General features: G+C 71.6%; 17 protein-coding genes. 5 read left to right on the forward strand and 12 right to left on the reverse strand.

Features of this window, described 5'->3' with window-relative positions; all coding sequences use genetic code 11:
* Window positions 1–81 precede the first annotated feature (81 nt).
* From L3078_RS27225 to L3078_RS27235, 3 genes are all read left to right on the forward strand, one after another.
* Window positions 82–798: an RNA polymerase sigma factor gene (locus L3078_RS27225; RefSeq protein WP_239756587.1), complete on the forward strand. Its 717-nt coding sequence runs from the start codon at window positions 82–84 to the stop codon at window positions 796–798.
* The gene (locus tag L3078_RS27230; protein WP_239756588.1) at window positions 795–1,904 is read left to right on the forward strand and encodes a CU044_5270 family protein; all 1,110 of its coding nucleotides are present in this window, start codon (window positions 795–797) and stop codon (window positions 1,902–1,904) included. The genes L3078_RS27225 and L3078_RS27230 overlap by 4 nt, the downstream gene beginning before the upstream one ends.
* Window positions 1,905–2,113: 209 nt before the next feature.
* Window positions 2,114–2,662: a DUF1062 domain-containing protein gene (locus L3078_RS27235; protein WP_239756589.1), complete on the forward strand. Its 549-nt coding sequence runs from the start codon at window positions 2,114–2,116 to the stop codon at window positions 2,660–2,662.
* Window positions 2,663–2,678: 16 nt separating this feature from the next.
* Here L3078_RS27235 and L3078_RS27240 read toward each other — a convergent pair whose 3' ends face one another.
* From L3078_RS27240 to L3078_RS27250, 3 genes are all read right to left on the reverse strand, one after another.
* On the reverse strand, window positions 2,679–4,556 hold the full coding sequence (locus L3078_RS27240) for a hypothetical protein (protein ID WP_239756590.1): 1,878 nt from the start codon (window positions 4,554–4,556) through the stop codon (window positions 2,679–2,681).
* Window positions 4,557–4,629: 73 nt separating this feature from the next.
* The gene (locus L3078_RS27245; protein ID WP_237277452.1) at window positions 4,630–4,752 is read right to left on the reverse strand and encodes a DUF397 domain-containing protein; all 123 of its coding nucleotides are present in this window, start codon (window positions 4,750–4,752) and stop codon (window positions 4,630–4,632) included.
* Entirely contained in the window at window positions 4,700–5,659 is a 960-nt protein-coding gene (locus tag L3078_RS27250; RefSeq protein WP_239756591.1) for a helix-turn-helix domain-containing protein, read from the reverse strand. The genes L3078_RS27245 and L3078_RS27250 overlap by 53 nt, the downstream gene beginning before the upstream one ends.
* A gap of 331 nt (window positions 5,660–5,990) precedes the next feature.
* Here L3078_RS27250 and L3078_RS27255 point away from each other — a divergent pair, with 331 nt between their 5' ends.
* The gene (locus L3078_RS27255; protein ID WP_239756592.1) at window positions 5,991–6,419 is read left to right on the forward strand and encodes a DUF7848 domain-containing protein; all 429 of its coding nucleotides are present in this window, start codon (window positions 5,991–5,993) and stop codon (window positions 6,417–6,419) included.
* Between the two features lie 52 nt (window positions 6,420–6,471).
* Window positions 6,472–6,687 carry a hypothetical protein gene (locus tag L3078_RS27260; RefSeq protein ID WP_239756593.1) on the forward strand — a complete coding sequence of 72 codons (216 nt, stop codon included), beginning with the start codon at window positions 6,472–6,474 and terminating at the stop codon, window positions 6,685–6,687.
* On the opposite strand, the gene L3078_RS27265 is transcribed toward L3078_RS27260, so the two are convergent.
* The 9 genes from L3078_RS27265 to L3078_RS27305 all read right to left on the reverse strand — a co-directional run bounded on the left by L3078_RS27265 (window position 6,684) and on the right by L3078_RS27305 (window position 12,371).
* Window positions 6,684–7,070, reverse strand: coding sequence for a GntR family transcriptional regulator (locus L3078_RS27265; protein WP_239756594.1), 387 nt, complete (start codon window positions 7,068–7,070; stop codon window positions 6,684–6,686). The two genes, L3078_RS27260 and L3078_RS27265, sit on opposite strands and share 4 nt — an antisense overlap.
* Window positions 7,067–7,873 (reverse strand): hypothetical protein, encoded by an 807-nt coding sequence (locus L3078_RS27270; protein ID WP_239756595.1) that lies wholly within the window; start codon window positions 7,871–7,873, stop codon window positions 7,067–7,069. Before L3078_RS27270 ends, L3078_RS27265 begins: the two co-directional genes overlap by 4 nt.
* Window positions 7,874–8,042: 169 nt before the next feature.
* Window positions 8,043–9,029 (reverse strand): isopenicillin N synthase family dioxygenase, encoded by a 987-nt coding sequence (locus L3078_RS27275; protein ID WP_239756596.1) that lies wholly within the window; start codon window positions 9,027–9,029, stop codon window positions 8,043–8,045.
* Window positions 9,030–9,082: 53 nt separating this feature from the next.
* Window positions 9,083–9,502: a gas vesicle protein K gene (locus L3078_RS27280; protein WP_239756597.1), complete on the reverse strand. Its 420-nt coding sequence runs from the start codon at window positions 9,500–9,502 to the stop codon at window positions 9,083–9,085.
* A complete protein-coding gene (locus L3078_RS27285; RefSeq protein WP_239760486.1) occupies window positions 9,477–9,707 on the reverse strand; it encodes a gas vesicle protein in 231 nt (76 codons plus the stop codon). Before L3078_RS27285 ends, L3078_RS27280 begins: the two co-directional genes overlap by 26 nt.
* Before the next feature lie 159 nt (window positions 9,708–9,866).
* Window positions 9,867–10,382, reverse strand: a complete 516-nt coding sequence (locus L3078_RS27290; protein WP_239756598.1) for a gas vesicle protein — start codon at window positions 10,380–10,382, stop codon at window positions 9,867–9,869.
* A gap of 3 nt (window positions 10,383–10,385) precedes the next feature.
* Entirely contained in the window at window positions 10,386–11,534 is a 1,149-nt protein-coding gene (locus tag L3078_RS27295) for an SRPBCC family protein (RefSeq protein WP_239756599.1), read from the reverse strand.
* Entirely contained in the window at window positions 11,527–12,111 is a 585-nt protein-coding gene (locus L3078_RS27300) for an ABC transporter substrate-binding protein (RefSeq protein WP_239756600.1), read from the reverse strand. The genes L3078_RS27295 and L3078_RS27300 overlap by 8 nt, the downstream gene beginning before the upstream one ends.
* Window positions 12,108–12,371: a gas vesicle protein GvpG gene (locus L3078_RS27305; RefSeq protein WP_239756601.1), complete on the reverse strand. Its 264-nt coding sequence runs from the start codon at window positions 12,369–12,371 to the stop codon at window positions 12,108–12,110. Before L3078_RS27305 ends, L3078_RS27300 begins: the two co-directional genes overlap by 4 nt.
* Between the last annotated feature and the right edge of the window lie 55 nt (window positions 12,372–12,426).

The raw sequence follows: 12,426 nt of genomic DNA on the forward strand, positions 1-12,426 counted from the left end.
GCCGAGGAACACACCGAAGGCCGGTTCCCTTGTGACGTGGGTCACGGGAACCGGCCTTCGGCGTACGGACAGGGGGAGGACGTGGAGACGAATGACGGGGACACGGGGGACCGGCGTGCGTTGCGCGCGCGGATCAGGGACGGGGACGCGGGGGCGTTCGGGGAGGTCTTCGACGCGTACGCGCGGTCGGTCTACAACCATGCCTACCGGCTGACGGGGGACTGGTCGACGGCCGAGGACGTCGTGTCGCTGACCTTCCTGGAGGCGTGGCGGCTACGGGGGCGGCTGGACGCGGAGGGGGGTTCGCCGCGTCCGTGGCTGCTCGGCATCGCCACCAACGTGACCCGCAACACCCGTCGGGCCGGACGGCGCCATGCCGCCGCCGTCGCGCGGCTGCCGAGACCCGAGTCCGTGCGGGACTTCGCCGACGAGGTCGCCGGGAACCTCGACGACCAGGCGTATCTGCGGGCCGTGCGCACGGCGCTGGACCGGCTGCGGCGGCCCGAGCGGGAGGTGCTCGCGCTGTGCGCGTGGGGCGGTCTCGACTACGCGGCCGCCGCGGAGGCGCTCGGCATCCCCGTCGGCACCGTGCGCTCCCGCCTCTCCCGCGCCCGGACCAAGCTCGCCGCGCAGCTCGCGGCCGGGGACCAGGGAGCCGGAGCGAAGGGCGCCGGAGCGGCGGGCGCCGGAGCGGCGGGCGGCGCGCCGCAGGGCACCCGGGAACCCGACGCCAGCCGAGGACAGACAAGAGGCGGCCGCACTTCCGTGGCCGGGCCCATCCAGGAGGGGAACCCGTGAACGACAACCCGTCCCCCCGGGACGAGGACGAGCCGGCCGGTGCCGGCGTCCCCGCCGCCGTCCCCGCCGCCGTCGAGCGGGACCTCCCTCCGGGCCGTCACCGTGTCCTCAGGGAGCAGCTGATGCGTGAGATCGAGAACGACGGCGAGACCCCGGCCGTACGGCCGCGTACCGCGCTCTGGCGGCGGCCCGCCTTCGTGGGGCCCGCCGTGGCCGCCGCGCTGACCGTCGCGGTCGTGGTGGGCGCCGCGGTGACCCAGCAGGCGGCCGGGCCGCCGACGACACATGCGGACAGTTCCGACGGCCGGAGCCGGGGCGAGGCGACGCGCAGCGACGAGAGCGCGGCCGATCTGCTGGCGCAGGTGGCGAAGGCGGCCGAGAAGCGGAGCCGGCCCGAGGTACGGGACGACCAGTTCGTCTACACGGAACGGAACGACTACCACTGGAAGATGGATCCCGAGAAGACCGATATGCCCTGCCCCAGGACCCTGGAGGCGTACCCCTATGGTGTGCGCGAGTTCTGGTCGTCGGTGGACGGGCAGCACAACGGGCTGCAGCGGGAGCGTGGGACGGACGGCGAGGTCGTGGAGATGTCCCTCGGCAAGCAGCTCCCCGTCAAGAACGGCGTCACCTTCTTCCGCGAGGTCGAGGACGAACTGCCGACCGACGCCGACGGGATGTACCGCTACCTGTACGGGCTGAAGGGCGACGAGCGGGCGTCCGGCGCGAAGTCGGCCGACCGGAAGGCCTTCGCCAAGGCGTCCACGCTGCTCGCCGAGCAGTTGCTGCCGCCGAAGGTGGAGGCCGCGCTGTACCGGGCCGTCGCGCGGATCCCGGGACTGACCGTGTACGAGGGGTCCGTCGACGCGGCGGGCCGCACGGGGGTCTCCGTCGGCCTTGCGGGCGACTGGCCCGAATACCGGGGCCACGGGCCGACCCGGCACGAACTCCTCTTCGACACACGGACGTTGGCCTTCCTCGCCGCGGACACCGTCAAGCTCGACCCTCCGGCCGACTCCTGCGACTCCCTCGATGCGGGTGACCTGGTCTCGTCGGTGGCGGTCCTGAAACGCACGGTGGTCGACCGGGTCAGCGAACGGCCTTAGCGGGAATCGTGATCGGCGGCGTGGCACCGGAAAACCGGTGGAGCCGCGCCGCCGTACGCCGTTACCGTGCCTGCGACCCGAGTCGTCGAGGCGAGGACGTGCCGTTGTACACCGTGTGAGACCCCCCGAGAGCTGATCTGTCGCGCGTCGCGCTCTGCGTGCCGTGCTGATTTTTGCTGCGGACTTCTCACTGAAACCGGTGTACTTCTGTGCTCCATGACTGGGTGGTCATGCCCACCTGCCTGCCTGTTGTTCTCCGCCGTTGCCACACCTGCGCCGCCGAGCGCTTCCGGGCGAACGGCAAGTTCCGTGTCAACGCCCACCACAAGCTCATCGACGCCTGGCTCCTGGTGCTCTGCACCGGGTGCGGGGAGACCGCCAAGCTCACGGTCCTGGAACGGACGAACGTGCGTTCCGTACGACCCGAGCTGCTGGACCGACTGCACGACAACGACCCCCGCCTGGCGGCCGAGCTGCTCCAGGATCCGACCCTGCGGCGCCGCAATCGCGTCGCCCTGGACTGGGCCGGCGCCTGGCGCCTCGACACCGGCGGAGCGGATCACCTGGACCGTGAGGTCATCGACGTCTCGGTCCGTTTCGCGGCGCGGATCCCGCTCCGGCCGGTGCGGCTGATCGCCGAGGGGTGCGGTCTGGCGCGGGCCGAGGTGGAGAGGCTGATCGCGGAGGGGAGGCTCGTCTCGGCGGAGCGGCTGACCGGCAAGCTCTCCGACGACTTCACCTTCACGCTCAAGCGCTGACCCCGGCCCCCGCCGTCTAGAGGGCCGCTTCGGGGAGGAGGGACGCCAGGTCGCGGCGGAGGCGGCCGGCGTCCTCGGGGGCCGGTGGGGAGAAGGGATCCGTCGTCCGGCGGGCCGCGTGGAGGACGCGGCGTACCCGCAGCCGGAGGTCGGGGTCCGGACCGGCCGCGTCGAGGGCGGTGGGAATGCGGGTGTCGTCCGGGGTGTGGTGCGGGGCCGACGTGATGAAGGTGAGGGAGGTGAGCCAGTCCCGGGGGGCCGCGGAGTGGTACGTGTCGTGGAGGTGGGCGACCGCGAAGTCCGGGTTGCCGAGGGCGAGTTCGTGGTGGGCGCGGTGCGAGGGGCGGGCGCTGCCGTAGTGGGCCGCCAGGGTGCGGTGGGCGTCCCACCACACCGGGTGGTCCGGGCGGCGGCCGGGCCGGGCGGCGGTCCCGTGGCGCAGGCGCAGCAGGAGCAGGGCCCGGAGGAACGGGTCGCCCACGAAGTGGTCGGGGGAGGGCGCGTGGCCCTCCGCCGCCAAGCGGCCCGACAAGGCCCGTACGCCCGACTCGCCGAAGCCGACCGGGAGTTGGGACTCGGCCAGGACGACCGCCGATTCGTGGTCGTGGGCCAGGGAGAGGACGGCCAGCTCGTCGAGGTGGTCCTCGTCGGGGAGGAGGCGCTCCAGCACGGACTCGTAGGCGCGGCGTCCGCCGTCCTCCGCCAGCAGCAGATCGGCCGGCGTGGTGAGCCCCCGGGGGAGGTTCCGTCCGGCCGACGCGGCGAGGAGCGCCGTGCCGAGGGGGTTGCCGCCGGTCAACCGGTGGACGGTGAAGGGGAGGAGGGGTGGGATCGCCGCCCCGGGACACGCCCCTTCCAGGGCGTGCCGCGTGTCGTCCGGGGAGAGCGGCGGCAACGACACCAGCAGGGCGTGCGAGGAGGGCGTACCGCCGGGTGCCCAGTCGGCCCCACGGGTGGCCTCCGCGAGCGTGCGGCGGGTCGCGTTCCGCAGGGCGGGGTGGCCCTGCCCCCGCAGTCCGGCGAAGAACGCCACCTGGTCGCGCCGGCCGTCCGCGCGGGCCCGCAGCACCGACTCCATCAGCCGCCGCCCCGCCGCCTCCTGCACGTTGTCCAGCAGCACCACCGGTCGCCCGGCCCGCTGCGGACGCGGTACGACCCCCGTAACCCCCGCGTACGCGTCGTCGAGGTCCGCCAGCAGCGCCCGTACGAGGTGGTGTTCGGCGTGCGTGCGGGCGTCGCCGCCCGCGTGGAAGTGCCGGGAGAGGAGGACCAGGCCGAGCTTGGGGTTCCCGGCCGCGTACGGATGGTCGCGATACCAGACGGCACCCCTGCGCAGCCGCCGGTGCGAGGACGACATCCCCTCGCTGAACGCCTCCAACGCGGCCTCGACGGTCGCCTCGACCACCGGCCCCTGATCCGACAGCGACGACACCAGCCGCGCCACGGCCCTGCCCACCCACCGCCCCGCCAGCCAGCCACCCGCGTCGCTCAGCAGCAGCACCCGCTCCGCCTCCGCGCAGATCCGCGACAGCCCACGGTCCCCCCAGCCACCGGCCGCGACGGCGAGCAGCCCGCACGCCAGCCGGGGGAACGTGATCCGCCCGGCCGCGCCCAGCGGCTCCGCCAGTTGCTCGGCGACTACGGTCACCGCCTCGTACGCCGGCGACCACGACGTGGGGGGCCGACCCGGGGGAGGCCGGTCGAACCGGCTCTCCTCCCCGTCGACCAACGCGACGGGGCTCCGCCCCCGGAAGGCCGCGCACAGCTCCCGCAGCGCCGTGCTCCTGCCGAGCCCACGGGCTCCCGCCAGCACCACGAAGGGGAGTTCGGGGGAGTGTTCGTACGCCCTGGGTATGTCGAAGAGGGCGGGGGTCGGTGTCGTTGCCGTTGTCATAGCTGCTGTGGTTATCAACAGCTGTGGAGCAAGGGGCAGTTGTTTCGGAGTACGACGGGTCCTGCCCGTTCGCTTACGACTCCGACCGTACGGCGTCGATGAAGGAGAGCCAGGCGGGACGGTTGATGACCAGTACGGGCCCGTCAGGGTTCTTGCTGTCGCGGACGGGGACGACGGCGGGGATACGGGGGGCCACTTCGACGCAGTCGCCGCCGTTCCCTTGGCTGTAGCTGCTCTTGATCCAGACCGCCGCGCTCAGATCGAGACTGCTCATGGTGCTCGTACCTTCCCATCAAGTCGCTGATCAGAGCGGCTGATTCGCGGGGCGATAGCGCGTCCGCCCTGAGCACATCATAGGCTCGCCGGTGCCGAGCGAGGACGGCTGGCTCATCGCTGAAATGGCCGAGATCCAGGGATTCGGAGTACACCCATTGGTGCCCGTCGGGCAGCGTCAGCAGGGTCATGGAGGATGCGGGGCGGACGATTCCGGGGTTGTCGAACGGGATCACCTGCATGCGGATGTTGGGGCGGCGGCCCAACTCCAGCAGGTGGGCGAGTTGGTTCCGCATGATCTGTGCGCTTCCCACGATGATGCGCAGGCAGCTTTCGTCCAGAACCGTGACATGAAGCGGCCCCTCCGGGGACAGGAAGCGCTGCTGGCGGCTGAGTCGTGCCCTCACGCGTTCCTGCACCGGCACACTGTCGCCGTGGTAGCGGGCGAATACCTCGTGCATGTACTCCTCGGTCTGCATCAGGCCCGGCACGATGCTGGCTGTGTACTGCATGACAGCCGTTGCCTCGGCTTCCATTTGCGCCCGGCGCTCGAACCAGTCCGGATGCACGACCTCCGGGTACCAGTCGACCTTGGCCCACATCCGGGTCAATACCCCACCCGTATCCAGCACTTCGTCGCACCGTTTCGCGAACTGATCGCTGGGCACTCTCGTGCCCGCCTCGATCTTCGCCACCTGTGAGCGGTCGCAAGGGATCTGCCTCGCCAACGCCTCCTGCGTCAGCAGTGCTGCCTCGCGGTAGTGCCGCAGCACCTCGCCGAACAGCGCGGCGTTGCTCGCTCCGCCGGACCCCTCCGCGTTCCGCTTCATCGTCACGTCCCCCCTGTGACCGGTGCGTGCCAAAGCCCAGTGCCACACGTCCCGCGTTGATATCGACCGTTCCCGTCGGCGACGCTGGATACACCCAGAGTGACGAACAGGGCTGTGGAGTGCGCGTGGAACCAGAGGGACAGCTTGTCTACGATCCGCGGACGCGGCGCGTGGGGGAGTACCGGGACAGGGTCGGGCCGTACGCGATGCTGCGTCCCGTGGGCGGCGGCCGGGAGTGGGAGGCGGATCCGGCGACATTGCGGCCGGCGACTCCCGCGGAGCGCCTCGCGGCGCAGGTCAGGGCGGCCAACCGCCGTACGAAGAGGAGGGTGTGACGTTGCGTCAACTTGAGCCCCTGGGCCCGCCCCCCGTTCCGGTGACGGGGTGCACGGCGTGCGCCGAGTTGGCCGTACGGCGGGACGAGGCACGGGCGAGGTACGACCGCAGCGCGGAGACGGACGCGAACGTGCTGCTCCGTCACCATCAGCGACGGGAGCACGGCGGGAGCACCCGCACCCGCCGCGTCTTCCGCTACGTGCCGTACGTCATCGCGCAGGACGTGACGGCGGAGCCGGAGTACGAGGCGCGGTGTGTGTCGGGCGACGAGACGGAGTGCGGCGCGGAGTCGGGCGTGCAAAGTGATCCGGCGGCCGTGGAGGAGTGGCAGCGCAGGCACACGCAGGAGACGCGGCACCTGCGCTACCGGCGGAGCTTCGGGGACTACTCGGTGCTGGAGCCGTTGGAGGAGGCTCCCTCCTGAGGGTGGCCGTGCCGGCTGTTCTCTTCACCCGCCGGTTCGACAGAATGATCGAATGGCTAATCAGGAGATCCACGAGGGCGGCGGGCGTGACGCGGGCGATGGGGCATCGCCCTTGGGTGTCGGGCTTGCCGTGGGCATGCTGTTCGGTGTCGCCGTCGGAATCACGCTGGGAGTGGCGGTCTTCGACAACCTGGCGATCGGGTTGGCGCTGGGCAGTGGTGTGGGCGGAGTCCTCGGCGTCACCTTCTGGAGGCGCGGGTCCAGCTAGGGCCTGTCGGGGCCCAGGGCGTCGCGTACCGCGGTCAGGATGGCCTCGGTGTCGGCGCCCAGGGCGCGGGCGGAGGACGTGAAGTCGCGTGCCAGGGTGGCGAGTTGGGCGGCGTGCGGGCGGGTGGGGCCGGTCCGGGGCGCGGCCACCCGGGTCCCGGCGCCCCGGCGGGTGCGGATCAGCTCGGCGGCCTCCAGCTCGCGGTAGGCGCGGGCCACGGTGCCCGGCGACAGACCGAGGTCCGTGGCCAACTGGCGTACGGTCGGCAGCCGTTCGCCCTCGGCCAGCCGGCCGGTGACGATCAGCGCGGCGAGCTGCGCGCGGATCTGCTCGTACGGCGGGACCTGGCTGGTGGTGTCGACGCGGACGGCGGCCTCATTCATCGTCGGGGTGCCCCGTCCTCGGCCGCCTCGTCCTCGGCCGTCCCGTCCTCGACCGCGCGGGGCGCGACCACGGTGACCAGGGACCAGGCGACGGTGAACACGTTCAGCAGGGCCAGCGGGTAGAAGACCCAGAAGGTGATCGCGCCGAGCGTGCCGGCGCAGCCCGTCTCCGTCAGCGAGACGGAGACCATCAGGACGGCGTACAACTGCTGGCTCGACACCAGCAGGCCCCAGGCCCCGGTGACCGCCCACGCGCGGTCGCGGCGCTGCTGTTCCTCACCCGGGCCGTGCGCTATGCGACGCAGGGCCCAGACGCAGGTGGGGGTCGCTATGGCGAGCGCGCCGAACATCGGGAGGCTGTAGAACAGGCCGGGCCACGGGCCGAGGGTCGCGCGCATCCCGTTGCAGGTGACGTCGACGACCTTCCCGGTGATGAACATTCGGTCGGGGTCGCCGGACGCCGTGGCGGCCGTGATCACCAGCAGGACGACCAGGGAGACGCCCTGGAGGACGATCAGGGGGCCCATGCGCGGTGGTACATGGTCTCTGACCAGGCGCGGGGCGAGACTCGCCGTGCGCACCGCCTCCTGCGGGCGCAGGGTGAGGGCGTCGGCGAGGAGGACACCGGCCACCGCGCACAGGCCGAAGGCCGTGAGGCAGAACACCACGCGCTGCTCGAACTCGATGTGCCCGAACGTGGACAGCGCCTGCGCGACCACCAGGCCGATGGCCAGACCGGACCAGCGGGCGTAGTGATCGGCGTGGTCGAGGAGCCGATCCTGGAGCGGGGCGGTGTCGAGCATGGGTGGATCCCCCCGGATCATCTTGTATCAAGCGGTGGGTACAAGATGCCGTGGGCCGGGATCTTGTGTCAAACACTCGATACAAGGTGACGCGGGGGAAGACGGGCTTCGGGGCGGAAGGGTTCCGTGGTGGATGGGTTCTGAGGCGGAAGGGGTCCCGTGGCGCGGGTCAGTCGACGGTGATCGAGTCCAGCTGCGCCCGCAGGTAGGCGTGCGAGTCCACCGGCGGGTACGCCACCCGTCCGACGGGCGCGGGGACGGATTCCACGATCGTGCCGGGCGTGCACTCGCCGAAGTACACCAGCGACATCAGCTCCTCGGCGGGCTCGTCGGCCGGCGGCGGCAGCACGCGGTGGCGTCCGGAACGCCAGCGGTCGCCGGTCCAACGGGCCATCAGGTCACCGATGTTGATGGTGAAGGCGTCCGGGTCGTACGGGGCGTCCTCCCAGCCGCCCTCGTCCGTGTAGACCTGGAGCCCGCCCTTCCCGGCCTGCCGGTCGAGGATGGTGACCGTGCCGAAGTCGGTGTGCGGGCCGATCCGGAACTGACCCGGCACCGGGTCGCCGATGACGTCCGTCCCCGGATACCAGTTGATGTTGAAGCCGTAGGTGGGGTGGCGCATGTGGCGGGAGAAGAAGTCCGGCTCCAGCCCGAGGGCCTCGCCGAGGAGCGAGAGCAGCAGGTTCTCCAGCTCGGCCATCCGCGCCAGGTACTCCTCGCAGAGCGCCCGCAGCTCCGGCACCTCCGCCGGCCACACGTTCGGCGCGTACCACTCGGCGTTCACGACCGGGTCGTCGAACGGCTCGTGCGTCGCGAACGTCAGCGACTCCTTGAGGTCCGGCGGGGTCTCCGTCCCCTCGGCGTACCCGTTCGCCTCGGCGCCGGGCCCCAGCCAGCCGCGCCCGCCGACCTTCACCTCGTAGGCCTGCTTGGCCTCCACGGGGAGGACGAAGAAAGCGCGCGCGGCCTCCCGGATGCGCGTCCGGAGGGTCGGATCGACGCCGTGGCCGGTGACCAGCAGGAAACCGGCGCTCTGGAGCGCCTCGTCGACGGTCCGGGCGATCCTGGCGCGGTCGTCGGGGCCGCCGTCGAGCCAGGGGCGCAGATCGATGGTGGGGACACGGGGCGTGCTCCCCGGCGTCACAGAATGGTCCATGACCCCACTCTGCCCGCGACACGCGGCGGTCACGTGCGCGGCACGGCGCGGGATCAGGGCGGCGGGAGGAGGGTGCCCAGGGGGCCGAGGTCGAGGTTGAGGTCGTCCAGGGTGAGGTCGTAGCGGTCGCAGAGTTCCGTCATGCGCTCGTGCAGGACCATCAGGGTCATGCCGAGGCGCTCCTCCTGCTCCTCGGTCAGCCCGCCCCGGTCGACGCGGTGCAGGGCCTGGCGCTCCATCAGCTGGCGAAGCAGTTCGACGATGGTGAGGACGAGCCGGACGAGGTCCCGCTCGACCGTGTCGGGGTCGGTGCGCAACCGCCGCGCCACGGCTTCGCCCCGGGTCGGGGGCGGCGGCGCGACCTCTTCCGGCCGGGCGGGCAGGAGGGAGAACGCGCGGGTCGCGGCCGCGGACACCTCACGGAGACGGTCGATGGGGGGGCCGCCGTCAGGCAGGGGCCTCGGGGTCGCCATGGTCGTCGCCTCCTTCCCCGCTTTCCACGGGCGGCCGCTCCGACAGCGGGAGCGCCCACTGTTCGTCCATCTGTTCGCGGACGGCGACGATCACCGCGCGCAGCGACACCCGTACGAGATCGATGTCCGCGATGCTCAGGACGAGGTCCCCGGTGAGGACGACCCCGCCGCTCAGAAGCCGGTCGAGCAGATCGATCAGCGCCACCTGGCGTCCGCTGAGGGGGCGGTCGCTGTGGTCGTATGCGGCTGGGCCGTCGCTGTCGTAGTACTCGACACGGCTGTGGTCGTCGTGCGTGGTTCGGCCGTCGTGGTCGTCGTACGCGTCGCCTTCGCTGTACGCGCTCATGGTCGGCCGGGGCCTTCCTCAGCCACGGTCGTCGTCCTCGTCCTCGGTGTCGACGTTCACCGGCTTGCGGCGTTTGCGGCGGGGCTCCGGCGGACGGGCGGCCTCCGCGGCCTCCTTGCGGCGGGGCTCCCTGCGCGGGCGCTCGGCCGACGCGCTCGGGGACAGCTCCCGAGGGGACTTCTCGACGCGTCGGCGCAGCTCCTTCACTTCGGCGCGCAGCCGTTCGTTCTCGTCGGCGAGGGAGCGGCGGCCGTCGGAGCGGGACGCGCGGGAGGAGAGGGCCGGGTCGTGCTCCCACCAGTCGATGCCGATCTCCTTGGCCTTGTCGACCGAGGCCACGAGCAGGCGCAGCTTGATGGTGAGCAGCTCGATGTCGAGGAGGTTGATCTTGATGTCGCCGACGATGACAATGCCCTTGTCGAGCACGCGTTCGAGGATGTCGGCGAGGTTCGCGCTGGAGCCCTGGCCGCCGCCGTACGGGTAGGCGCCGCGCGACGGCGAGGGGACGGGGGAGGCGGAGCCGGACTGGGTCACGGGTCATCTGGCCTCTCGCTCGGGTTCTACGTCCTCTTCGTCTTCGTCTTCGTCTACGAGTTCTGCTTCGACTTCCTCGTCGGGTTCTTCGTCGGGTTCGTCGTCGTCCTCGTACTCGTCGGTGTCCTCGTCCTCCCAGTCGTCTTCCTCGTCCTCGTCCTCGGGCTCGTCCGCGTGCTTCGCCTCGGGCTCCTCCTCGTCCTCGCGCTCCTCCTCGTCCTCGCGCTCCTCCTCGTCCTCGGGCTCGTCCTCGTCGTACCGGCCCTCGGTGTCCTCTTCCTCGTTCTCTTCCTCGTCCTCCGGCTCCTGGACCTCTCCCTCGCGGATCTCTCCGCGCCAGCCGCCGGTGGCCTCGCCGCGCATCATGACGAACGTGCGGTAGAGCTTGAGGTCGAGGCGGGCGCGGCGGCCCTGGGCCCGGAACAGGCCGCCGACCTTCTCGAACAGCCCCTTGGGGAAGTACTCCAGGACCAGCAGCACCTTGGTGAGGTTGTCGCCGAGGGGGTGGAAGGTGACGACGCCCCTGGTGGTCGCCTTGTCGCCCTCGGACGTCCAGGCGATGCGCTCGTCGGGCACCTGTTCGGTGATGTTTCCGCGCCAGTGCCGGTTGGACTTGGCGACCTTGACGTGCCACTGGGTGGTGGTGTCGTCCTGCTGGTCGACGGCGACGACGCCCTTGGCGAACCGGCTGAACTCCTGGAACTGCGTCCACTGGTCGTACGCCTCGCGCACCGGCACACCCACGTCGATGTCCTCGATGATGGTGTGCCCCTTGCCGCTGCCGCCCTCGGGGTTCTTCCCACCTTTCTTGGCGCCGGCGTCCTTCGCCTTCTCCATGACGTCCCCGGCCTTCTCGCCGACGGCGTCCTTCGCCTTGCCCGTGGCGCCCTTCGCCTTGTCGACCAGCGCGTCCTTGGCGTGGGACGCGGTCGACGTCAGCGCCCCCGTGCTCATGTCGCCCAGCTTGCGCGCGCCCTCGCCGAGCCCGTGACCCACGTTCTGGAGCATCAGGGAGAGCCGGGCCTCGATGTAGTCCTCCAGCTCTTCCTTCAGCCGGGACGTGCCGGTGTTCCGGCCGGAGTCCTCCTCCGCCCTGTCGAGGGTGCCGGTGCCGCCGGCCGAGCCGCCCTTCGCCGTTCCGCGCTCAGCCATCGTCCTGCCTCCTCGACCGTGTGCCACTGCCGCTCCTGGTACGGCTCGCGGCGGCGGTCTTCTTCTTCGGGCGCGCGGTGCTCCTCGACTGCGGGGTGCTCCTCGACTGCGCGGTGCTCCTCGACTGCGGGGTGCTCTTGCGGCTCCTGGCCTGGCCCTTGGCCTTGCCCTTGTCCTGGCTCTCGTCCTCCGCCGTGCCCTCGTCCTCGTCCTCGACCTCGTCCTCGTCCTCGACCTCGTCCTCGGGTTCGGGTTCGGGCTCGTCGTCGTGCGCGCCGCCGTTGCCCTCGGCCCGTTCCCGCAGTCCCGCGGTGCGTTCGTGCAGGGCACCGGCCAGGTTGTCGGCCTTCGACGACAGCACGGAGGTCGCCGCGGCCTTGCCCGCGCCCGCCAGCTCGGACCGCACCTGACGGGTGAGGTCGCTGAGGAACGGGGCGTCGAGCGCCTTGCCCAGCTGCCCGGGCCGGACCTGCGAGCCGGCCAGCAGCGCACCGAGGCCGAGGGCGAGCTTGGCCTTCTTCGTCCGCCCCAGCAGATAACCGCCGAGGACGGCCGCGCCCATGGTGGCGTTGTTCATGACTCCGTCTCCCTCTGCTGCTGCAGCCGGTAGGCGCTGATCTCCTCCAGCCGCCCCAGCAACTCCGCCTCGCGCCGCGCGAACGCCTCCTCGTCGATCTGCCCCTCGGTTCGCGCCCGCTCCAGATTCACCAGCTCCTCCTGGACGGGCCCCGGGTCGTAGTACTCGTCCTCGGCGGCCTGCCGCACCTTGTCGAGCACCCACGCGACGCCCCGCACCGGGGCGACCGGCAACGTCAGAATGGTCCCGACCAGTCCCACCACATCGCCTCCCAGGTCATGTGACGGTCATACGAAGCTCGGACGGTCGTGCCAA

The sequence above is a fragment of the Streptomyces deccanensis genome, from assembly GCF_022385335.1.
Lineage (GTDB): Bacteria > Actinomycetota > Actinomycetes > Streptomycetales > Streptomycetaceae > Streptomyces > Streptomyces deccanensis.

Coding starts and splice junctions, on each gene's coding strand:
- L3078_RS27240 (WP_239756590.1), bottom strand. CDS start 4,556: ATGACAACGGCAACGACACCGACCCCCGCCCTCTTCGACATACCCAGG.
- L3078_RS27250 (WP_239756591.1), bottom strand. CDS start 5,659: ATGAAGCGGAACGCGGAGGGGTCCGGCGGAGCGAGCAACGCCGCGCTG.
- L3078_RS27260 (WP_239756593.1), top strand. CDS start 6,472: ATGGCTAATCAGGAGATCCACGAGGGCGGCGGGCGTGACGCGGGCGAT.
- L3078_RS27265 (WP_239756594.1), bottom strand. CDS start 7,070: ATGAATGAGGCCGCCGTCCGCGTCGACACCACCAGCCAGGTCCCGCCG.
- L3078_RS27270 (WP_239756595.1), bottom strand. CDS start 7,873: ATGCTCGACACCGCCCCGCTCCAGGATCGGCTCCTCGACCACGCCGAT.
- L3078_RS27275 (WP_239756596.1), bottom strand. CDS start 9,029: ATGGACCATTCTGTGACGCCGGGGAGCACGCCCCGTGTCCCCACCATC.
- L3078_RS27280 (WP_239756597.1), bottom strand. CDS start 9,502: ATGGCGACCCCGAGGCCCCTGCCTGACGGCGGCCCCCCCATCGACCGT.
- L3078_RS27295 (WP_239756599.1), bottom strand. CDS start 11,534: ATGGCTGAGCGCGGAACGGCGAAGGGCGGCTCGGCCGGCGGCACCGGC.
- L3078_RS27300 (WP_239756600.1), bottom strand. CDS start 12,111: ATGAACAACGCCACCATGGGCGCGGCCGTCCTCGGCGGTTATCTGCTG.